The organism is Nonomuraea sp. NPDC003709 (genome assembly GCF_040610775.1).
Classification (GTDB): Bacteria; Actinomycetota; Actinomycetes; order Streptosporangiales; family Streptosporangiaceae; genus Nonomuraea; species Nonomuraea angiospora_A.
On the sequence record NZ_JBEXMW010000021.1, the window covers coordinates 53,208 to 74,174 of the forward strand.

General features: G+C 70.0%; 14 protein-coding genes. 6 read left to right on the forward strand and 8 right to left on the reverse strand.

The features are described from left to right. The first annotated feature begins 54 nt into the window (after positions 1-54). Positions 55-519: a PPOX class F420-dependent oxidoreductase gene (locus ABZX61_RS46605; RefSeq protein ID WP_355204631.1), complete on the forward strand. Its 465-nt coding sequence runs from the start codon at positions 55-57 to the stop codon at positions 517-519. Here ABZX61_RS46605 and ABZX61_RS46610 read toward each other — a convergent pair. Continuing rightward, positions 470-1,879, reverse strand: coding sequence for an MFS transporter (locus ABZX61_RS46610; protein ID WP_350739216.1), 1,410 nt, complete (start codon positions 1,877-1,879; stop codon positions 470-472). The genes ABZX61_RS46605 and ABZX61_RS46610 overlap by 50 nt on opposite strands. A 158-nt stretch (positions 1,880-2,037) precedes the next feature. Here ABZX61_RS46610 and ABZX61_RS46615 point away from each other — a divergent pair, with 158 nt between their 5' ends. Then, entirely contained in the window at positions 2,038-2,856 is an 819-nt protein-coding gene (locus ABZX61_RS46615; RefSeq protein ID WP_355204634.1) for a glycerophosphodiester phosphodiesterase family protein, read from the forward strand. 463 nt (positions 2,857-3,319) lie between these two features. Here ABZX61_RS46615 and ABZX61_RS46620 read toward each other — a convergent pair whose 3' ends face one another. The 4 genes from ABZX61_RS46620 to ABZX61_RS46635 all read right to left on the reverse strand — a co-directional run bounded on the left by ABZX61_RS46620 (position 3,320) and on the right by ABZX61_RS46635 (position 8,148). Beyond that, positions 3,320-6,160 carry a vitamin B12-dependent ribonucleotide reductase gene (locus ABZX61_RS46620; RefSeq protein WP_355204636.1) on the reverse strand — a complete coding sequence of 947 codons (2,841 nt, stop codon included), beginning with the start codon at positions 6,158-6,160 and terminating at the stop codon, positions 3,320-3,322. Then, positions 6,157-6,612 (reverse strand): transcriptional regulator NrdR, encoded by a 456-nt coding sequence (gene nrdR / locus ABZX61_RS46625; protein WP_185078046.1) that lies wholly within the window; start codon positions 6,610-6,612, stop codon positions 6,157-6,159. The genes ABZX61_RS46620 and nrdR overlap by 4 nt, the downstream gene beginning before the upstream one ends. Positions 6,613-7,510: 898 nt before the next feature. After that, positions 7,511-7,822 (reverse strand): LysM peptidoglycan-binding domain-containing protein, encoded by a 312-nt coding sequence (locus tag ABZX61_RS46630; protein ID WP_355204640.1) that lies wholly within the window; start codon positions 7,820-7,822, stop codon positions 7,511-7,513. After that, positions 7,813-8,148 carry a hypothetical protein gene (locus ABZX61_RS46635; protein ID WP_355204642.1) on the reverse strand — a complete coding sequence of 112 codons (336 nt, stop codon included), beginning with the start codon at positions 8,146-8,148 and terminating at the stop codon, positions 7,813-7,815. Before ABZX61_RS46635 ends, ABZX61_RS46630 begins: the two co-directional genes overlap by 10 nt. 1,189 nt (positions 8,149-9,337) lie before the next feature. On the opposite strand from ABZX61_RS46635, the gene lexA reads away from it, so the two are divergent. Next, complete coding sequence (lexA, locus tag ABZX61_RS46640) at positions 9,338-10,045, forward strand: transcriptional repressor LexA (protein ID WP_350739229.1); 708 nt, start codon at positions 9,338-9,340, stop codon at positions 10,043-10,045. Between the two features lie 750 nt (positions 10,046-10,795). Here lexA and ABZX61_RS46645 read toward each other — a convergent pair. Further along, a complete protein-coding gene (locus ABZX61_RS46645; protein WP_350739232.1) occupies positions 10,796-11,641 on the reverse strand; it encodes an aminoglycoside adenylyltransferase domain-containing protein in 846 nt (281 codons plus the stop codon). Positions 11,642-11,706: 65 nt separating this feature from the next. On the opposite strand from ABZX61_RS46645, the gene ABZX61_RS46650 reads away from it, so the two are divergent. Next, complete coding sequence (locus tag ABZX61_RS46650) at positions 11,707-12,816, forward strand: aminotransferase class I/II-fold pyridoxal phosphate-dependent enzyme (RefSeq protein WP_350739234.1); 1,110 nt, start codon at positions 11,707-11,709, stop codon at positions 12,814-12,816. Between the two features lie 564 nt (positions 12,817-13,380). Here the strand turns inward: ABZX61_RS46650 and ABZX61_RS46655 are convergent. Further along, a complete protein-coding gene (locus ABZX61_RS46655; RefSeq protein WP_355204646.1) occupies positions 13,381-16,482 on the reverse strand; it encodes a PDZ domain-containing protein in 3,102 nt (1,033 codons plus the stop codon). Between the two features lie 165 nt (positions 16,483-16,647). Between ABZX61_RS46655 and ABZX61_RS46660 the strand changes: the two genes are divergently transcribed. Next, on the forward strand, positions 16,648-17,070 hold the full coding sequence (locus ABZX61_RS46660; RefSeq protein ID WP_355204649.1) for a hypothetical protein: 423 nt from the start codon (positions 16,648-16,650) through the stop codon (positions 17,068-17,070). 29 nt (positions 17,071-17,099) lie between these two features. Continuing rightward, positions 17,100-18,068 carry a TIGR03557 family F420-dependent LLM class oxidoreductase gene (locus ABZX61_RS46665; protein WP_350739242.1) on the forward strand — a complete coding sequence of 323 codons (969 nt, stop codon included), beginning with the start codon at positions 17,100-17,102 and terminating at the stop codon, positions 18,066-18,068. Position 18,069: 1 nt separating this feature from the next. On the opposite strand, the gene leuS is transcribed toward ABZX61_RS46665, so the two are convergent. Continuing rightward, complete coding sequence (gene leuS / locus ABZX61_RS46670) at positions 18,070-20,520, reverse strand: leucine--tRNA ligase (protein ID WP_355204652.1); 2,451 nt, start codon at positions 20,518-20,520, stop codon at positions 18,070-18,072. Between the last annotated feature and the right edge of the window lie 447 nt (positions 20,521-20,967).

Below are 20,967 nucleotides of genomic sequence, written 5' to 3' on the forward strand. Positions count from 1 at the left end.
CAGGCGACATGGGGATAGGCTGATATTTCAGGATTTGCACGAGGGAGAGGATGCATGTCGCAAACGTACGGGCCAGGCGCGGGCCCGGCCCCCCAGTCCCTCGGCGACGAGGAGCTCTCGCGGCTGCTGGCCGGGCAGCGCTTCGGCGCGCTGGCGACGAACAAGAGCAGCGGCCACCCTCACCTGTCCACCGTCCTGTACACCTGGGACCCCGACCAGCGCGTGGTGCGGATCTCCACGATCGCCGACCGGCTCAAGGTCCGCCAGCTCCACAAGGACCCGCGCTGCGCCCTCTACGTGGCCAGCGACGACTTCTGGTCCTACGCCGTCGCCGAGGGCCAGGCGGAGCTGTCGCCGGTGAGCGCCGAGCCGGGCGACGAAGTGGGCATGGAGCTCCTCGCCATGCAGCAGCACATGGACGACCCGTACGCCTTCCTGCGGCAGATGGTCGAGGACCGGCGGCTGGTGATCAGGATCCGCGTCTCGCGTTTGTACGGGACCGCGCTGCCCGTTTCGTGACGACGGCGCGGTGGCGGTTGTAGGCCACCGACGCGATCACGACGAGGACGAGCCCCAGGTCGATGCCCGCCGACCAGCGCATGGCAGTGACGTGGTGCCCCCCTTCCGCCGCCGCGAAGAAGACCGCGCCGATCACCGCCACGCCGCCCGCGCCCGCGAACTGCTGCGCCGTGCTGAGGATGCCCGACCCGATGCCGGCCTGGTGCGGGGCGACCTCCACCAGCGCCGCGCCGATGAGCTGCGGCAGGACCAGCCCGTTGCCCGAGCCGACGAGCATGAGCGCGGCCATGATGTACGGCAGGCCCAGCCCGGCCCCGACCACCATCAGGGCCAGTCCGAGCCCGATGATCACGCCGCCGATCACGACGACGATCAGCCCGTACCTTCTGACCAGTCGCGTCCCCAGGATCGACGTGACCGAGAACAGCACCCCCATCGGCGCGAACGCCAGCCCCGCCTGGAAGGCCGTCAGCCCCAGCCCGCCCTGCAGCAGCAGCGTCAGCGTGAACATGAACGAGGCGAAGTACGCCATGAACGCGACGATCGAGCCCACACCCGCCAGGTAGGAGTGGACCTTGAGCAGCGCCAGGTCGAGCACCGGCTGCCCGCCGCGCGCCCCGAGCGCCTGCTGCCACCGCCAGGTCAGCACGAACACGGGCACCGCGGCCCCCATGCTGATCCACGTCCAGACGGGCCAGCCCAGGCTGTTGCCCAGGCCGAGCGGCACCAGCACCAGAGCCAGCCCGACGGCCAGGCCCGCCGCGCCCGGCACGTCGAGCCTGGCCCGCCGGGCGGTCTCGACCTCGGGCAGCAGCCAGCTGGCCAGCGGCACCACGATCAGGCCGACGGGCAGGTTGATCAGGAAGATGACCCGCCAGCCGAGCCCCAGCGTGTCGGCGGTCAGCAGCAGGCCGCCGAGCACCTGGCCCGCGATCGAGCCCAGGCCGCCCGCGACGCCGTACCAGCCGAGGGCGTGCGCCCGCTCCGACGGCGAGTAGGCCGCGGAGATCGTGGCCAGCACCTGCGGCACCATCGCCGCGCCAGCCAGGCCTTGGAGCAGGCGGGCGGCCACGAGCTGGACCGGGTTGACGGCCATCCCGCACAGCACGGACGCGATCGTGAACGCGACCACGCCCCAGATGAACAGCCGCCGGTAACCGTAGCGGTCGCCGAGCCGGCCTCCGGTGATCATGCCGGCCGCGTAGGTGAAGGCGTACCCGCCCACGATCAGCTCGAGGGCGGCCGGGCCCGCGTGCAGGTCCCGTTCGATGGAGGGAGCGGCCACGTTGACCACGAAGAAGTCGAACTGGGCCATGAACCAGGCCGCCAGGAGTACGGCCAGCATCCCACCATGCTTCACGACATTCAGGCTAGAACTCCATGATTCGCTCCTCCGGCACGGGGGTCGCGTGTCGAATGCTCATCGGTCGGGCACCGGGCCGTTACTCTGCCATCAACCAGCAGTCATGAGATCTTGTCACCGTCGAGTCGACTGTCTCTCCCCACCCGAGGAGACCCATGTTCAGGCGACTCGCCGTCATGATCGTGATCTCGTCCACCCTCCTGACGACCCCTGCCGAGGCGGCCACCGCCGTCGTCAACGTCGCGCACCGGGGCGCCTCCGCGTACGCGCCCGAGAACACCATCGCCGCCTTCGAGCTGGCCGACAAGCAGCGGGCGGACGTGTTCGAGCTCGACGTCCAGGAGACCAAGGACCACGAACTGGTCCTGATGCACGACACGACCCTGGCCCGCACCACCGACGTCGAGCGGGTCTTCCCCGGTCATGCGCCGTGGCGCGTCGGAGATCTCACGCTCGACCAGATCCGCAAGCTGGACGCCGGCTCGTGGTTCTCCGACGGGTACGAGGACGAGCGGGTGCCCACGCTCGACGAGACGCTCAGCGAGATGAGCGGCTCGGGGCTGGACCTGCTGCTGGAGATCAAGGCTCCGGAGCTCTACCCCGGCATCGAGGCCCGCGTGGCCGCGGAGCTGCGCCGCCATCCCGGCTGGCTGGCGGAGGGGCGGCTGGTGGTGCAGTCGTTCAGCTGGGCATCGATGCGGACCTTCCACCGCCTGCTGCCCGACGTGCCGATCGGGCTGCTCGGCACGCCGTCCAGCGCCGACCTGCCGGGGCTGGCCAAGTTCGCCGACCAGATCAACCCGCCGTACACCTCGCTGTCGGCCTCGTACGTACGGCGCGTGCACGCCCTCGGCATGCAGGTGCTCGCCTGGACGGTGGACAACCCGGACACCATGCGGCGGATGCTGGACTACCAGGTGGACGGCATCATCACCAACAAGCCCGACGTCCTGGACGAGCTACTGAGCGACTGAGACGGCGAGCACGGCCTGCGCGAGCGCTCCCAGGACCGCATCCACCCCTGTGAAGCGGTCCCCACTGAGACATTTGGCCCGGTCATCGACCGGCCTCCCTCACGCCCAGAGCACAGGCTCTCCCCACGCCCGGCGCGCAGGCCGAGCACGATCACGTACCCACCGAACAGAGCCGGCAGCACAGGCGGGGAGACCAAGGCACTCACGACGGCCCCACCTCAGGCAGCCAGCCGGATCCGCTCACGACGAGCCGCACCGGGCCCCTCCCTCGGTCGGCGGGGCGCAGCACCCTCACGATGACCCCACGCTCAGGCGGCGAGCCGAATTCCCTCGGGAGGACCCGCGCCTGGATCCACCCCCGAGACGACGGGGCGGAGGCGCGCCGAATCCGCTCGCCCCCGAGACGACGAGGCGGAGGCGAGCCGAATCCGCTCGCCCCCGCCCCGGTCAACCGATCTCGCGACTAGCTGCAGCCGCTGGTGGAGCCGCAGCCCTCACAGACGTAGCAGCTCCCCGCCGGCCGCATCTTGGTGCCGCAGGTCATGCAGAGCGGCGCGTCGGCCGTGAAGCGCTGGTGGCTCTCCAGCGTCAGCTCCTTGACCGCCGGCGACTGCTCGGCGACCTCCGCCTTCGGCTTCTCCTCGATGGGCGCCGACTGGGCCAGCGCCTCGCGGTCCACCGTCTCCTGCAGCGCCGCCGGGTCCTCGCCGCGCTGCTGCGCGGCGCGCTCGGCCGCCGAGAAGATGCCCAGGGCCGCCCGCTCGTCGTAGGGCAGGTGGTCGAGGGCCAGGCGGCGGAAGATGTAGTCCATCACCGACGTCGCCATCCGGATGTCCGGGTCGTCCGTCATCCCGGCCGGCTCGAACCGCATGTTGACGAACTTGCTCATGTACGTCTCGAGCGGCACGCCGTACTGCAGGCCGATGGAGATCGCGACGGAGAAGGCGTCCATGACGCCCGCCAGCGTCGAGCCCTGCTTGGACATCTTGAGGAAGACCTCGCCGAGCCCGTCGTCAGGGTAGGACGAAGCGGTCATGTAGCCCTTGGCACCGCCCACCGTGAAGCGGGTGGTCATGCTCGGCCGCTGGTTGGGCATGCGCCGCCGGGTCGGCCGGTTGACCTCGATGACCTTGACCTCGGGCTCCGCCTTGGCGGCTTCGTCCTTCTTGGCGGCCTCGTCCTTCTTGGCGCCGTTGCCGGCCGACAGCGGCTGGCCGACCTTGCAGTTGTCGCGGTAGACGGCCAGGGCCTTGAGCCCCAGCTTCCAGCCCTCCTGGTAGACCTGCTCGATGTCGTCGATCGTGGCCGACTCGGGCAGGTTGACCGTCTTGGAGATGGCCCCCGACAGGAACGGCTGCGTGGCCGCCATCATGCGCACGTGGCCCATCGGCGCGATCGCCCGCTCGCCCATCGCGCAGTCGAACACCTCGTAGTGCTCCTGGCGCAGGCCGGGCGCGTCGACGACATGGCTGTGCTCACCGATGTACTCGACGATGGCCTCGATCTGCTCCTGCTGGTAGCCGAGCTGCTTGAGCGCCCGCGGGATCGTCTGGTTGACGATCTGCATGGAGCCGCCGCCGACGAGCTTCTTGAACTTGACCAGCGCCAGGTCCGGCTCGATGCCGGTGGTGTCGCAGTCCATCATCAGGCCGATGGTGCCCGTGGGGGCCAGCAGGCTGGCCTGGGCGTTGCGGTAGCCGTTCTTCTCGCCGAGCTTGAGGCACTCCGACCACTGGCGGGACGCCTCGGAGTGGATCTTCGCGTCCATGGAGCCGACGGTGCGCAGGTCGTCGTTGGCCGCCGCGTGCTTACGCATGACGCGCTTGTGCGGCTCGGCGTTCCGGGCATATCCGTCGTACGGGCCGACCACCGCGGCCAGCTCGGCGCTGCGGCGGTAGGACACGCCCGTCATCAGCGACGTGATCGCCCCCGCCACGGCGCGGCCGCCGTCGGAGTCGTAGGCGTGGCCCGTCGCCATGAGCAGCGCGCCGAGGTTGGCGTAGCCGATGCCGAGCTGACGGTACGCCCGCGAGGTCTCGCCGATCTTCTCGGTCGGGAAGTCCGCGAACGTGATCGAGATGTCCATCGCGGTGATGATCAGCTCGGTCAGCTTGACGAAGTTGGGGACGTCGAAGGAGTTGTCGTCCTTCAGGAACTTCAGCAGGTTGATGCTGGCCAGGTTGCAGGAGGAGTTGTCCAGGTGGACGTACTCGGAGCACGGGTTGCTGGCCGTGATCCGCCCCGTCTCGGGGGTGGTGTGCCAGTCATTGATCGTGTCGTCGTACTGCACGCCCGGATCGGCGCACTCCCAGGCGGCCTTGGCCATCTTGCGGAAGAGCTCCCGGGCGTCGACCGTCTCGATGACCTCGCCGGTCAGGCGGGCACGCAGGCCGAACTTCTCGCCCTTGTCCACCGCGCGCATGAACTCGTCGGAGACGCGCACGGAGTTGTTGGCGTTCTGGTACTGGACGGAGACGATGTCCTTGCCGCCCAGGTCCATGTCGAAACCGGCGTCGCGCAGCGCGCGGACCTTGTCCTCTTCGCGCGCCTTGGTCTCGATGAACTCCTCGATGTCGGGGTGATCGACGTCGAGCACGACCATCTTGGCCGCCCGGCGGGTGGCGCCGCCGGACTTGATCGTCCCCGCGGACGCGTCGGCGCCGCGCATGAAGCTCACCGGGCCGCTGGCCGTGCCGCCGCTCGACAGCAGCTCCTTCGAGGAACGGATGCGGGACAGGTTGACACCCGAGCCCGAGCCGCCCTTGAAGATCACACCCTCTTCCTTGTACCACTCGAGGATCGACTCCATCTGGTCGTCCACCGAGAGGATGAAGCAGGCGCTCACCTGCTGGGGCGACTTGGTGCCCACGTTGAACCAGACCGGCGAGTTGAACGCGAACACCTGGTGCGCCAGCGCGTGCTTGAGCTCGTGATCGAAGATCTCGGCGTCCTCGTCACTGGCGAAGTAGCCGTGCTCGATCCCCGTCTTGGTGTAGACGCCGACGACCCGGTCGATCAGCTGCTTCAGACTCCACTCGCGCTGCGGGGTGCCCACGGCGCCGCGGAAGTACTTGGTCGTCACGATGTTGGCCGCGTTGACCGACCAGAACTCGGGGAACTCGACGCCCCGCTGCTCAAAATTGATCGAGCCGTCGCGCCAGTTCGTCATGACGACGTCGCGGCGCTCCCACTGGATCTCGTCATACGGGTGCACGCCGGGCGTGGTGAAGATCCGCTTCATCTTCAGCCCCTTACGCGGACGCTTCCCCCCGCGCGCGACTGAACCGCTGGCCGTCTCCGTCATGACTCCCCCTTCTCCGCCTTCAACTGTGAGATCTCGGCCTCGAAGTCCGCCAGGCTCTCGAAACCGCGATATACCGATGCGAACCGCAGGTAGGCCACCTCGTCGAGGTCCCGCAACGGGCCCAGGATGGCCAACCCCACCTCGTTGGAGGGGATCTCGGCCGCGCCCTTGGCCCTGATGGCCTCCTCCACCCGCTGCCCGAGCTGCGCCAGCGAATCCTCGCCCACCGGTCTGCCCTGACAGGCCCGCCGCACGCCCGCGACGACCTTGTCCCTCGAGAACGGCTCTGTCACTCCGCTGCGCTTGCTCACCATCAGCAGTACGGTCTCCTGCGTGGTGAACCTGCGCCCGCACTCGGGACAGGTGCGGCGTCGCCTGATGGCCGCGCCGTCATCCGTGGAGCGGCTGTCGATGACCCTCGTGTCAGGGTGGCGACAGAACGGACAGTGCACGCTTTCGCCTCCTAGACCTACGGCCACCACACGCCGCGAAACCGCCGTCGAGGGACGCTCGCGCACACTCCACGACTAGCCGTGGAGCGGTACATAAAACACAAGGTGTGGTGAACTACATCGGTGTAACTACTAGATGTTGTGGTCCAACCGTAGAAGCGAGCGACCATGAACGCAAGTTGAGCAAGCCCATCGAACCGAAGTCGCTGATCAGCCCGCCGTCACCGGCGGAGCTTGGGCGTGTCGCCCGTCGAGGTGATCTTTGTGCTGCTGGAGGCGTCACACGAGTTGCTTACGCACCCCTTCGTGAACAAACCTCACAACGGTACCCAACCCCCAAACCTTCCCCCACCAGCCCCACCACCGCACCCCCCAAACCACCTCACAACCGCACAGCCTCGCAACGCCGACGGCCCCACGGGCGACCGGCCCCACGACCCGCCGACGGCCCCACGGGCGACCGGTCCCACGACCCGACCCGACCCCTGCCTCCAGGCAACTTCGCACCCCATGCGACACACCGCCGGCCAGCCACACCCGAGCAGCCTGCCGACGCGCGCTCCCACGCGTGGCCTCGCGACCCAGACGGACTCGCGACCCAGACGGACTCGCGGTATCGAGCAGACCCACAGCCCAGCCGAACTGGCGGCCCGAGCAGACTCACAGCCCGAAGCAGGGTTGCGACCCGGGCGGACCGGCAGCCCGAGCGGACCGGCAGCCCAGCCGAACTGGCGGCCCGAGCAGACTCACAACCCGAAGCAGGGTTGCGACCCGGGTAGACCGGCAGCCCGGGCGGACCGGCGGGCCGGCCGAGCTGGCGGCCTGGGCGGACTTGCGAGCCGAGCGAACTCACAGCTCGAGCGGACTGGCGGGCCGGACTCACCCGCGAGTCGGGCGGTCAGCGTAAGGCGGCGGTGTTGCTCGGGACGTACAGGCGGGTGCCCGGGCGAATGGGGGAGTCGGACAGGCCGTTCAGGCGCTTGATCTCCTCCACCACAGGGCCGGGATCGTCCCCCTGGGAGAGCGCCTCCCCGATGGCCCAGAGCGTGTCACCCTCGCGCACCTCCACCCACGGCAACCCCGCATGGCCGGTCACGACGACCTGCACCGCCGCCTGCCCCACCGCACGCGTACCGAGCCAGAACCCGCCGAGCGACAGCAACGCCACGGCGACCACCAGCACGACCCGCCCGCGCCGGGTCAGCCGCAACGGCGGAGCGGACCGCCGACGCACGCGCGCCAACGCCCGCCGCTCGCGCCACCTCGCCACCCGACGGCCCCACCGCCGAGTTCCCCAGCGCGTGCCACCTGTGCCACGTCGAGATCGGCCGGCCCGGACGACGCCTCCCCGCGTAGCCCGATCACCCCCGCCGGCACCCCGAACGCCCTTCCCGACCCCCCGGACACCCCCACTCCGAACACCACGAACGCCTCCCCCGGCACCTCGGACGCCACGCCGGACACCCCGAGCGTCCCTGCCAGCGCCTTGGACACCACTCCGGAGCTCCCGCACGTCCCCGCCAGCACCCTGGACACCACTCAAGGGCTCCCGAGCGTCCCCATCAGCGCCCTGGACACCATCCTGGGGACCGCGAGCGCCTCCCCCCGCACTCCGGGCACCACTCAGCGGGCCGCGAACGCCTTCCCCAGCGCCCTGGGCGGCACGACGACCGCCGCGAGCGCCCTTTCCAGCACTTCGGCCATCACCCCCGAGACCGAAGTCCTTTCCCCCAGCGCTTCGGATGCCGCCCCTGGGGCCAAGGATCTTTCCGACGGCTTTCCGGACGCCACCCCTGGAGCCAAGGGCCTTTCCCACGGCTCTCCTGGCGGGACCCCGGGGACTGCGCGCGCCTTCCCCAGTGCTCCGGGCCAGGCCCCGGGCACCGCGAACGCCTTCCCCGGAGCCCCGGACACCACCCCCGAGACCGAAAACCTCTCCCCCAGCACCCCGAGCTCCGTCGACGTCTCTCCCCTCGATCTGCGCGGGGCGCCGACTGTCGCGTGTGCCTCCCTCGGCGGACTGGACGCCACCTCGAGGGCCGACGGCGCCTCCCGCATCTCTCGTCCCGGAGCCTCCTGGTCCGCGCGCCCGCGACCGCGCGTCGCCCGCAGGGGCGCGTGCACCCCGATCGTCCACCCTCGTCCCCCGCCCAGCGTCGGCGCCCCCGCCCAAGCGCCGTTGGTCTCTGTCTGCGCCGGATCTCCGGCCGGCCGCCGTTTCGTCGCCCTCGTCCGCGCGGGCTCCTCCCCTGCCCGGCGGTACGGTGGCGTCCGCGTCGGAACCCGGACGCGGCGGCGGTACCAACCGCAAATGGGGCCTTCCACCATGAGCCGTGCGGGGCCCCAACCTCTTCCCCGAATTCCCGCGGGAACCGGCCTCAGTCCGCGTATTGTCTCCCCGTCGATCGTTACCCTGCGTGGCGTCGGCGATGAGTGTGAGTCGTTTGGCGTCTTGGCTGGTCATGTCGGTATTTGTGGGCGTTCGCATGGTTGACCTCCTGCCGTGCGGCCCGAGGAAAAGGCCAAATAAAGATCAGCAAATCGAACACGGTGTCGATCGAACTCCCGTACGATGTTGTACACCACGCTGGCGACAATTTCGAGGAAGACTCGAACAATTGTTTGAAGATGATCTTCAACAGCGATACGGTCGCTGTGTGCGACATTGGGACCACAGACCGGGAGGTGCGCCGGTGAGGCGGGCCGCCAGGCGAGGAGGAAGAGCATGAGCGAGCAGGATGGCGCAAACGGGGTCAGCGACCTCGCGGTGCGCCGGCGCGACTCTCTGGGCCTGACGCCCAGGCAGCGCAAGATCCTTGAAGTCATCCGCGACTCGGTGCAGCAGCGCGGTTATCCGCCCTCCATGCGCGAGATCGGCGAGGCGGTCCAGCTGACCAGCACGTCGAGCGTGTCGCACCAGTTGACGGCGCTTCAGCGCAAGGGTTACCTGCGTCGCGACCCGCACCGGCCGCGCGCGCTCGAAGTGCGCCTCCCGGGCGAGCCCGTGCTGTGGGTGGATCCTGACGCGACCGACGATGAGCCCACGATCAACCGCCCCACGGCCGCCTATGTCCCGCTCGTCGGCCGCATCGCCGCCGGTGGTCCGATCCTGGCCGAGGAGAGCGTGGAAGACGTCTTCGCGCTGCCCAAGCAGCTCGTCGGCGAGGGCACCCTGTTCCTCCTGCAGGTCGCCGGTGACTCGATGATCGAGGCCGCCATCGCCGACGGCGACTGGGTGGTCGTCCGCCAGCAGCCGGTGGCGGAGAGCGGCGACATCGTGGCCGCCATGATCGAGGGTGAGGCCACCGTCAAGACCTTCAAGCGCAAGGACGGCCATGTCTGGCTCGTCCCCCACAACCCCAACTACGAGCCCATCCCCGGCGACGAGGCCAGCGTCCTGGGCAAGGTCGTGGCGGTCCTGCGCCGCCTCTAGCAGCGGTCAGGGCCCGAAAGGGTCTCGGGCGCGCGTCCAACCGCTCGCGCCGCGTTCCGGCGCGCGCCGAAACACACCTGTTCCTGGGGTACGTACGGCTCCGACTCCACCTCGCCCTCGGGCCGAAGCCCCGTCACCGGCCATCCGGACCGGCGAGGGACGCCATGCCCTTGGGGGCTGAGCCGTCCGGGGGCGCCATCCAGTCCCATGTTGTCGGTCGCGGCGCTCAAGGCCACCCAACGCCGACATCGCACCGTGTCGCCACCCCGCCATGGGACATTGACGCCGAACTCGGTCTCGGCATCGAACCATTCCGCGGAACTCGGTCTCAGCATCGCTCCATGTCGCCACCCGGCCCTCGGGCACTGGCGCGGAACTCGGTCTCAGCATCGCACTGTGTCGCCACCCCATCCTTCGCCAACACCCGCAGTGCCCGGAAGTCGCCGCCTCCATGACCGCTTGACGAAGCCACAAGCCGCCCGCTCGACTCGATCAAGGGCCCAGATCTGAAGGGCGTCTACAACGCACCGCCTTCAGCAACGCCCGGGGAGGAAACGTCGCGCCGTAGGAGCAGCCGCTCGGATGCGCGCCCGGCGCGGTGCAGGAAGTCGCCGCACCGGCCCACTCACTCCGGCACGAAGCTCGCGCTGCCCTTGAAGGCGCTCGACCCGTCGTTCTGCTCGACCCGTCGTTCTGCTCGACCCTCGAGTCGCGGCCCGCGTGCGGCACCGACTGAAGGTCCCGGGGCTTCTAACGGGCCGCGTACAGCTCGTGCGCGGCCATGATCGCCTGATCGGCGAAGGCGAGCACGTCGCGCCGCCGTTCGAACGGCGAGCCGTACAGGGACTTACGGGGAGTGCCGAAGTGCTCGCTCAGCCCGCTGACCGCGCCCGAGAGCGTCGGCAGTGCGGTCTCGTCCTCCTCGCGCAGGCGTAGCGCCTCGTTCACCACCCGATGCCAGCGCTCGGGGAACACCGCCAAGGCGTACTGCCCGGCCCTCGACTTGGAGGTGATCTCGCCGGTCGCCAGCGTGTAGTGGAGCCGGGCGACGCCCGTGACGACCCAGACCGTGTTGTAGCCGCCGAGACAGGCCAGCCCCCAGGGCGAGGCCAGGTGGGAGGACCTGGCCACCAGGCGGCGCCAGTACCGGTCGAGGTTGCCGTCGGTCCAGGCCGCGAGGGCGGCTGGATCGTGCCAGATATCGAGCTCGTCCGGCTTGGGGCCGCGGCAGGTCAGGCCGTTCTGGGCCAGCGTGTGCCAGGTGACCGGGTTGAGGCCGCCCCGTGGGTTGATCTTCCCCGCGTGTGCCCGGGGACGTGTCCCCAGCTCAGCGGGGTCCCGGCCGAGGTCGTCCCACGTGAGGTAGCAGCCCTCGAACGGGTACGCGCCCAACCGGGCGTGAATGCGCTCCACCACCCCGAACGGCGCCTCCGAGGCCGTCACCGCGACGAAGTCCACGTCACTCGCGCCGGGACGGTAGTCGCCCAGCGCCGCCGAGCCCTCCAGATAGAGACCCTCCACGAGCCCGGGAGCCTCCGCGTCGGCCACCGACAGGTAGGTCTCGACAATGGCATCGACCTTGGGGTTAGACATCATCGCCGTCCAGCCTCCCATAAGCGGCCTCGCCACCTCATCACAATCAATAATCCTAGAATTGCCGCGTGAATGAGGCATATACCCCTGAAGACCTCAAGACATCCCACGATGGCATCAAGTGGTCAGAAGTCCCGCCGGGCGTCATCCCCGCCTGGGTCGCCGACATGGACCTGTCCACCGCTCCCGAGGTGATCGAGGCACTGCGGCGCCGGGCCGCCGGCGACCTGGGCTACCCGACCTGGCTCGAACAGCCCTCAGCCGGGCCGCTGGCCGAGGCGTTCGCCGAACGCATGGCGAACCGGTACGGCTGGCAGGCCGATCCCTCGCTCGTACGCTCGTTCAACGACCTCAACCAGGCGCTCCAGGTCCTTCTCCAGGTCTGGACCCGGCCGGGCGACGGGGTCGCGTTGCACACTCCGGCCTACCATCCGTTCCTGGAGACGCTGAAGGTCATGGAACGGCCCCTTCATCCGATCCAGTTGGAGCCCGACGGGGACGCGTGGCGCTTCGAGGTGCCCGACCTGTCGGGCTGCCGGGTACTCCTGCTGGTCAACCCGCACAACCCGACCGGCCGCTCGTTCACCCGCGAGGAGCTGACGAAGCTGGCCGAGCACGTCGAACGCCATGACCTGCTGGTCATCGCGGACGAGATCCACGCGGACCTCACGTTCGAGCCGCACCAGCACATCCCGTTCGCCACGATCCTCCCCGAACGCACCGTCACACTCACGTCCGCCACGAAGGCGTTCAACCTGGGCGGCATCCGCTGCTCGGTGGCCCACCTGGGACACGCGGGCGTCCGCAAGGCCCTGGAGGCGCAGCCGCCCTTCGTGTACGGCTCGGCGAACCTCTTCGGCGTGGAGGCCACGGTGGCGGCGTGGCGGCACGGGGACGCCTGGCTGGAGTCGACCCGCGCTCTGCTGGACCGCAACCGCCGCATCATCGCCTCCCGGCTGCCGGCGTCGGTCGGCTATCGGGTTCCGCAGGCCACGTACCTGGCGTGGCTGAACGTGGGGCGGCCGGGAATGGCGGAGGTGTACGAGCGGGAGGCCAGGGTGCGGCTGGTCGACGGCGCGGTCTTCGGGCCTGGCGGCGAGCATTACGTCCGGCTGAACTTCGCCACCACGGAGGCGATCCTGGACGAGATCCTCGACCGGCTGACCCAGATGCCCTGACCCTGGTTTTCCCAAGGGGCGTGGCGGGATCCCCACGACACTCCTGCCACGCCGCCCGGCTGGGTGGTGACGGACCCGCGCACCGGACAACGGGGCGCCAGGCAGGCGCCCGTCCCACTGGGCGCGCGAATGGCGCGGCGCACGAGGTGGCGCGGCACGCATCGCGTGGAGAAGGGGCACGGCGGGCTGCGCAGAGCGAAGGCGTGGGCGGCCCAGCAGTGCCGCGTACCGGCGCCAAAGGCGCGCGGCGCGGTGTGGCGGCATGGTGTGGCGGCATGGCGTGGCGGCATGGCGTGGCGGCATGGCGTGGCGGCATGGCGTGGCGGCATGGCGTGGCGGCATGGCGTGGCGGCATGGCGTGGCGGCGCGGTGTGGCGGCGCGGCGCGGCCCGGCGTGGCACGTCGGTGTGGACGTGAGGCGCAGGGGGGTGGGCCCGACGGCGAGGGTGGCGGCCAGGTGGCGAATGGGGGGTGAGTGGGCAGAGGCCCCGACGGCGAGGCTGGCGGCCGGGTGCCGGTCGGGGCGGTGGGTGAGGCGGTGAGTGGGGGGTTACCGCAGCGAGGTTACTGCAGCGGCGGGAGGTCCGGAGGCGTGGCGGGTGGGTGTTCTTCGAGGGCGGCCAGCGCCAGCTCGATCGCCTTCTCGAGCTGCGGATCCCGCCCCGCCACCCGGTCCTGTGGCGTGATCACCACCTCGATGTCCGGCTCCACCCCGTAGTTCTCCACGCCCCAGCCGTGCCCTTCGAGCCAGAACGAGTACCGGGGCTGCGTGACCCGCGTCCCGTCGACGAGCGAGTACCGGGAGTCGATGCCGATCACCCCGCCCCAGGTCCGCGTCCCCACCAGCGGGCCGATGCCGCGGATCTTGATCCCGGCGCTGACGATGTCCCCGTCCGAGCCCGCGAACTCGTCGGTGATCGTCACGATCGGCCCCCGGGGCGAGTCCTCCGGGTAGCGCATCGGCTCGTAGCCGCGTGCCCGCGCCCACCCCGTGACCTTGCGGGACAGCTTCTCCAGCACGAGCTCCGACAGGTGCCCGCCGCCGTTCTCGCGCACGTCCACGACCAGCCCGTCGAAGGCCATCTCGGTACGCAGGTCGCGGTGGAACTGCGCCCACCCCGTCGCCACCATGTCAGGCACGTGCAGGTATCCGAGCCTGCCGCCGGAGGCCTCCCGGACGCGGGCGCGGCGGCTCTCCACCCAGTCGTGGTAGCGCAGCCGGGTGTCCTCCGCGATCGGGCTGACCACGACGCGGCGGGTGTCCCCGCCGGCGGCCGGCCGTACGGTCAGCTCAGTGGGCTGGCCGGCGGTGCCCGCCAGGAGGGCCAGCGGACCGCGTACCGGATCCACGGGACGCCCGCCAACCGCGACGATCGCGTCGCCGGGACGGACGGCCACCCCGGGCGCGAGCAGCGGGGAGCGCGCGTCGTGGTCGGAGGACTCGCCGGGCAGGATGCGTACGACCCGCCACACGCCGTCGTCGTCCCTGGCGAGGTCCGCGCCCAGGAGCCCCTGGCGGAGACGCGGGTCGACGCCGGCGCCGTTGGCGCTCGCGTACGCGTGGGAGGTGCCCAGCTCGCCCTGCGTCTCCCAGAGCAGGTCGATCAGCTCGGAGTGAGCGCCGATGCGTCCCACCAGGGGCTCGTAGCGGTCGAGCACGCCCTGCCAGTCGACGCCGTTCATGTCCTCGCGCCAGAAGTGGTCGCGCATGAGGCGGCCGGCCTCGCGGAAGCCCTGCCGCCACTCGGCGATCGGGTCGATCTCCACGGCGATCCGGTCGAGGTCGATGGAGACGACCTCGTCGCCCTCGGTGGCGGCGCGGGTCTGCAGGCCGTTCTTGCCGTTGGTGACGAGCCTGCCGCCGTCGCCGCTGACCTCGAACGCACGCACCTCCTTGCCCAGCTCGGACTTGGCGCGCTTCTTGAGGTCGTAGCGTTCGAGCACGATCTCGGTGACCGGCTCGGTGCCGTCGCCGAGCTGCCCAGCGAGGGGGTGGCGCAGCCAGAGCAGGGCGTCCTTGGCGGTACGCAGGTTGCCGTAGCGGCCCGCGGGCACCGGCACCGGCACCACGCGCGAGGGGAGCCCTTCGGGATCGACCTCGGTACGCGGTGCGGCGTCGTCCTTCTTGTCGTCCTTGGCGGGCTTGTCGTCCTCGCCGTTGAACCCGCGTCCCTGCAGGGAGGGGTCGAACGGCGACGGCGTGGTGGCCTGCAGGGGCACGATGTACGGCTTGCACCCGCCATGGAAGGACATGTCGAAGACGTGCGCGTCGTACACCGGGTCGAAGGTCCGCACCGACAGGAACGCCAGGTGCTTCCCGTCCTTGGTGAACATCGGGTCGAAGTCGGAGAACCGCACCGACGTCACGTCGATCACCGACGTCCCGTCGACCCGCCCCATCTTGATCTGCGACAGCGGCTCGTGGTGCGGGTGCACCCAGGCCAGCCACCCCGAGTCGGGCGAGAACGTGAGCCCGCTGACGTCTCCCTGCGTGGTCCGGTCGAGCTGACGGATATTTCCGGACTCGATGTCGACGACCAGCAGCCGCCCGTCATGCGTGGCGACCGCCACGTGCTTGCCGTCGGGCGAGACCGTCAGTTCGAGCACCCGCCCGAGCTCCCCGGTGGCCAGCGTCCTGACCTCGCCGCCCGGCGTGCCGATCTCCAGCCCGTCCTCGCCGCTGGCGTCCGACACCCAGACGGCCCGGCCGCCCGCGTCGAGCACCTGCGGCAGCCGTACGCGGACACCCGGCTGCGCCCGCAGCACGCCCGCGGGCCCGTCGCGGTGGGTCACCCAGTGGGCGGTGCCACGGATCTCCACGGCGCTGGCCCGCCCGCTCGCGTCCGGCGAGAACGCGCCGACCCGCAGCGGCGCGGGGCGCTTGGCCCGCCCCGGCCGCGGCCCGCCCAGCGTCACGTCCAGCCGGTACGGCTCCGCGTCCAGGCTCTCCAGCAGCCAAAGGTCCCCGGCGTGGCTGTAGATGACCCGCTCCCCGTCGCCGACGGCGTGGCGAGCGTAGAACTCCTGGTGATCGCTGTGCCTGCGCAGGTCGGACCCGTCGGGCAGGGCGGAGTAGACGTTGCCGACGCCGTCGACGTCGGACAGGAAGACGAGCCGGTCCCCCACCCAGTTGACCGCCCAGTACTGCGCGGTGCTGTCGGCGAACAGGCGGGCGAACTCCCCGTCGCCCTCCGCGTCGACCCAGATCTTGCCGGCCGTGCCACCCCTGTACCGCTTCCACTGCGACGGCTCGCGCCACATCGGCGACACGGTGGCCACCCGCGCGCCGCTGACGGCCACGTCGCTGACCCACCCGTACGGCAGGCGCGTGGCGGGGCCGCCGTCGAGCGGCACCGCGTACGCCCAGGTCCGGCCCCGCTCGCTCTGCCCGGCCGCGGTGATCGCCAGCACGTCGCCCTCGCCCGTCCAGCCGCGTACGCCGGTCGTGGCGCTACCCCAGTAGGTCAGCCGCTCGCCCTCGGGGCCGTCGATCCCGGCCGCGAACACCTCCGGCGCGCCCTCCTTGCCGCCCGTCCACGCGATGCGCGTGCCGTCGGGCGAGAATCTCGGGTGCGACACCGGGACGCGGTCGGCGGTGAACCGCCAGGCCCTGCCTCCGGACAGGGGAGCCAGCCAGACATCGTCGTCTGCGACGAAGGTGACCATGTCACCGTGGATATGCGGGTATCTGAGGTATGCGCCGTTTGTCACATGTGCACATTAATGCCAGATGCCAAGGTCAGCCCAAGAATTCTCCCTCGAACGGGCCCACCACGTCCCGCGAACTGTCAAGTAGGGGATGTGCCTGAAATGCCGGGAAGAGGGTGGACTATGAAGTTTTGCGCCCGTCCACACCAGCTCCCGTCCCGCCTGGCGGCCGCGGCCGTCATCCTCAACTCCGGGCTCAGCAAGGTCCACGCCGACGAGCAGACCGCGGCGGGCCTGCACGGCATGGCCGCGAACACGTACCCGTTCCTGCGTGACATGGACCCGGTGGCCTTCACCAAGCTGCTCTCCAGAAGCGAGATCGCGATCGGGACCGCGCTACTCGTGCCGATCGTGCCGTCGCTGGTGGCGGGGGCCGCTCTGACCGGGTTCGCGGCGGGGCTGGTCGGCCTGTATCTCAGGACGCCGGGGATGCGGCAGGAGGGCAGCCTGCGCCCGTCCGAGCAGGGCATCGGGCTGGTCAAGGACATCTGGCTGCTCGGCATCGGCGTAGGGCTGGTGCTCGAGGAGCTCCAGTCCACCGACTAAGACCGACAAACCAGGGTACGCGGCACCATATGGTACAAATCGGCTACACCTTGATGTCCGAGCAGACCCCCGCGCGGGAGCTGGTCGATCACGCCGCGGTGGCCGAGCGGATCGGCTTCGACTACGCGGTCATCTCCGATCACTACTTCCCGTGGATCGAGGAGATGGGGCACTCGCCGTACTGCTGGTCCGTGCTCGGCGCGGCGGCCCAGGTCACCCGGCGCCTGCCGCTCATGACGTACGTGACCTGCCCCATCATGCGCTACCACCCGGCCGTGGTGGCCCAGAAGGCGGCGACCATGGGCGTGCTGAGCGAGGGCAGGTTCACGCTGGGCCTCGGGGCGGGCGAGAACCTGAACGAGCACGTCATCGGCGAGGGCTGGCCACCCGTGGACACCCGGCACCGGATGTTCGCCGAGGCGATCCGGATCATCAAGCTGCTGTTCGGCGGCGACTACGTCACGTACCAGGGCGAGTTCTACGACGTCGACTCGGCCAAGCTCTACGACCTGCCGGAGCGGCCGGTCCCGCTCGCCATCGCCGCCTCGGGCGGCCAGTCCGCGGAGATCGCCGCCGAGTACGGCGACGTGCTGGTGGTCAACGAACCGCTGCCGGACGTGGTCAGGCAGTTCAACGCCGCGGGCGGGCACGGCAGGCCCGTGTACGGGCAGCTGCCCATCGCGTACGACACCGATCCCGAGGCAGCCAGGGATCGGGCACACCGCCTGTGGCGCTGGGCGGCCGCCGGCGGCTGGAAGGTCATGGCCGAGCTGCCCGGTCCGGTGAACTTCGCCGCCGCGACCGGCACCGTACGGCCCGAGGACGTGGCCCAGAGCGTGCCGTGCGGGAACGACGTGGACGCGGTCGTGCAGGGCGTCAGGCAGTTCGCCGACGCCGGGTACACCCACGTCGCGCTCGTCCAGATCGGGCACGACCAGCAGCAGCCGTTCTTCGACTGGGCGGAGAAGGAGCTGCTGCCGGCCTTGCGCGAGCTATGAGTTACGGGACGATGTTGACCAGCTTGGGCGCCCGGACGATCACCTTGCGGGGCGAGTTCGTCAGGTAAGGGGCGACCTTCTCCGAGGCCAGCGCCAGCTGGCGCAGCTCGTCCTCGGTGATGTCCGGCGAGACCTCCAGCCGGTCGCGCACCTTGCCCGCCACCTGCACCACGCAGGTGACCGACTCCTGCACCAGCAGCGCGGGCTCGGCCACCGGCCACCCGGCGAAGGCGACGGCGCCGGTGCGGCCCAGCCGCTCCCAGCCCTCCTCGGAGGTGTACGGGGCCACCAGCGACAGCATGATCGCCAGCGTCTCCGCGGCCTCGCGCACCGCGGGGTCGCCCGCGCCGGGGCCGGAGTCGATGGCCTTGCGCGTGGCCGAGGTCAGCTCCATCATGCGCGCCACCGCGACGTTGAAGCGGTAGGACTCGACCAGCTTGGTGACCTCGTCGATCGTGCGGTGGGTGACCTTGCGCAGCTCCACGTCGCCGCCCTCGAACGCCACGCCGGGCGCGCTGTCCACCTCGGACATGACGCGCAGCGCGCGGGCCAGGAACTTCAGCGACGCCGCCGGCGAGAGGTCGGCCCAGTCGATGTCGTCCTCGGGCGGCCCGGCGAAGACCATGGTCAGGCGCACGGCGTCGACGCCGAAGTCGTCGATCTGCTGGCCCAGATCGACGCCGTTGCCCAGGGACTTCGACATGGCCTTGCCGCCGTTGATCACCTGGCCCTGGTTCAGCATGCGCCGGAACGGCTCGGTGAAGTCGACCATGCCCATGTCGTGCAGGACCTTGGTGAAGAACCGCGAGTAGAGCAGGTGCAGCACCGCGTGCTCGATGCCGCCGACGTACTGGTCGATCGGGCCCCACTTGCGCACCCGCTCGACGTCGAACGGGCCGTCGGTGTAGCCGGGCGAGCAGTAACGCAGGTAGTACCACGACGAGTCGACGAACGTGTCCATCGTGTCGGTGTCGCGCTTGGCCGCGCCGCCGCACTTGGGGCACTCGACGTTGACCCACTCGGTGGCGCTGGCCAGCGGGGAGACGCCCTTGGGGGCCAGTGCCTCGCCGCGCATGTCGGGCAGCGTGACCGGCAGCTGCTCGTCGGGGACGGGCACCTCGCCGCAGTCGCCGCAGTGGATGATCGGGATCGGGGTGCCCCAGAACCGCTGGCGGGACAGCAGCCAGTCGCGCAGCCGGTAGTTGACCGCGCCCGTGCCCCTGCCCTCGCGCTCCAGGATCTCGATGATCTTGGAGATGGCCTCGACCTTGGTCAGGCCGTCGAGCGGCCCGGAGTTGACCAGCGTGCCCTCGCCCGGCGTGGCCTCGCCGGTCTCTCCCGGGTCGGCCAGGCCGGTGTGCACGACGACCTTCACCGGCAGCTCGAACTTCACCGCGAAGTCCAGGTCGCGCTGGTCGTGGGCGGGCACGGCCATGATGGCGCCGTGTCCGTAGTCGGACAGCACGTAGTCGGCCGCCCAGACCGGGATGCGCTCGCCGTTGACCGGGTTGACCGCGTAGCGGCCCAGGAAGACGCCGGTCTTCTCCTTGTCGGTGGACAGCCGCTCGATGTCGCTCAGCTTGGCGACCTCGGCGCGGTAGGCCTCGAACTCGGCGCGGTGCTCGTCGGTGACGATCTCGTCGGCCAGCTTGGCGTCCACGGCGACCACGAAGAAGGTGGCGCCGAACAGCGTGTCGGGCCGCGTGGTGTAGACGTGGACCGGCTCCTCGCGGCCCTCGATCTCGAACAGCACGTCGGCGCCCTCGGAGCGGCCGATCCAGTTGCGCTGCATGGTCAGCAGCCGCTCGGACCAGCCCTCCTGCAGCTGGTCCATGTCGTCCAGCAGGCGCTGCGCGTAGTCAGTGATCTTGAAGTACCACTGCGTCAGCTCGCGGCGGACGACGTCGGCGCCGCAGCGCTCGCACTTGCCGGCCACGACCTGCTCGTTGGCCAGCACGGTCTGGTCGTTGGGGCACCAGTTGACCAGGCCGCCCTTGCGGTAGGCCAGGCCGCGCTCGAAGAACCGGTTGAACAGCCACTGGTTCCACCGGTAGTAGTCGGGGTCGCTGGTGTGCAGACGGCGCGACCAGTCGAAGGACAGCGCGTAGCGCTTGAACGAGGTGACCTGCGTCTCGATGTTGGCGTAGGTCCACTCGGCCGGGTGGGCGTTCCGCTTGATCGCGGCGTTCTCCGCCGGCAGACCGAAGGAGTCCCACCCGATCGGGTGCATGACGTTGTAACCCTGCTGGTACCAGTAACGAGCGACCACGTCGCCCAGCCCGAAGGCCTCGGCGTGCCCCATGTGCAGGTCGCCGGACGGGTAGGGGAACATGTCGAGCATGTAGCGGCGCTCGCGCGGGTCAGCCGGGTCTTCGCTCGCCCGGTAGGGTTCCTGCTCCTCCCACCGCTGCTGCCACTTGGCCTGCAGCGCCTGCGGATCGTACTCACTCACGGCTACTGTCCTTCTGGCTTGATTCGGACCCCATAAGAAAACCCCCCGTGCACACAACGAGGGGTAGCCGCGACGGCGAGAATCTTCAGGGCCGTCGCGGCCCGCTAAGAAGCAGGGTCGCGGAACGCATGTGTCAAGCCTAGCGCACGTCTTCGGCTGAATGCAGATACTCGATCGAGGTCCGCAGGCACAATGGACCCTTCAGGTCCAGCGAGACCTGATGGTGATGTATCCGTTGTGACCTCATTCGTCCCCTATGAATACCCTTGTCACCGTGGTGTACCCAGCTGAGCCCGAGCGACCGGAGGCAGGCCTGCCCATGCAGGACCCGCCGACGGATCCGCACGGCTTCCCTCGTTTCGCTGCGGAACCACCTGTATCTCCTGGAAAATCCCATGAGATCATGCCTGGTACGTCAAATCCGGATATAACGGGCTATCCGGACAG

Bases quoted from the DNA above. Each gene is read 5' to 3' on its own strand.
- ABZX61_RS46605 (WP_355204631.1), top strand. From the start codon at position 55: ATGTCGCAAACGTACGGGCCAGGCGCGGGCCCGGCCCCCCAGTCCCTC.
- ABZX61_RS46615 (WP_355204634.1), top strand. From the start codon at position 2,038: ATGTTCAGGCGACTCGCCGTCATGATCGTGATCTCGTCCACCCTCCTG.
- ABZX61_RS46620 (WP_355204636.1), bottom strand. From the start codon at position 6,160: ATGACGGAGACGGCCAGCGGTTCAGTCGCGCGCGGGGGGAAGCGTCCG.
- lexA (WP_350739229.1), top strand. From the start codon at position 9,338: ATGAGCGAGCAGGATGGCGCAAACGGGGTCAGCGACCTCGCGGTGCGC.
- ABZX61_RS46645 (WP_350739232.1), bottom strand. From the start codon at position 11,641: ATGATGTCTAACCCCAAGGTCGATGCCATTGTCGAGACCTACCTGTCG.
- ABZX61_RS46655 (WP_355204646.1), bottom strand. From the start codon at position 16,482: ATGGTCACCTTCGTCGCAGACGACGATGTCTGGCTGGCTCCCCTGTCC.
- ABZX61_RS46660 (WP_355204649.1), top strand. From the start codon at position 16,648: ATGAAGTTTTGCGCCCGTCCACACCAGCTCCCGTCCCGCCTGGCGGCC.
- ABZX61_RS46665 (WP_350739242.1), top strand. From the start codon at position 17,100: ATGGTACAAATCGGCTACACCTTGATGTCCGAGCAGACCCCCGCGCGG.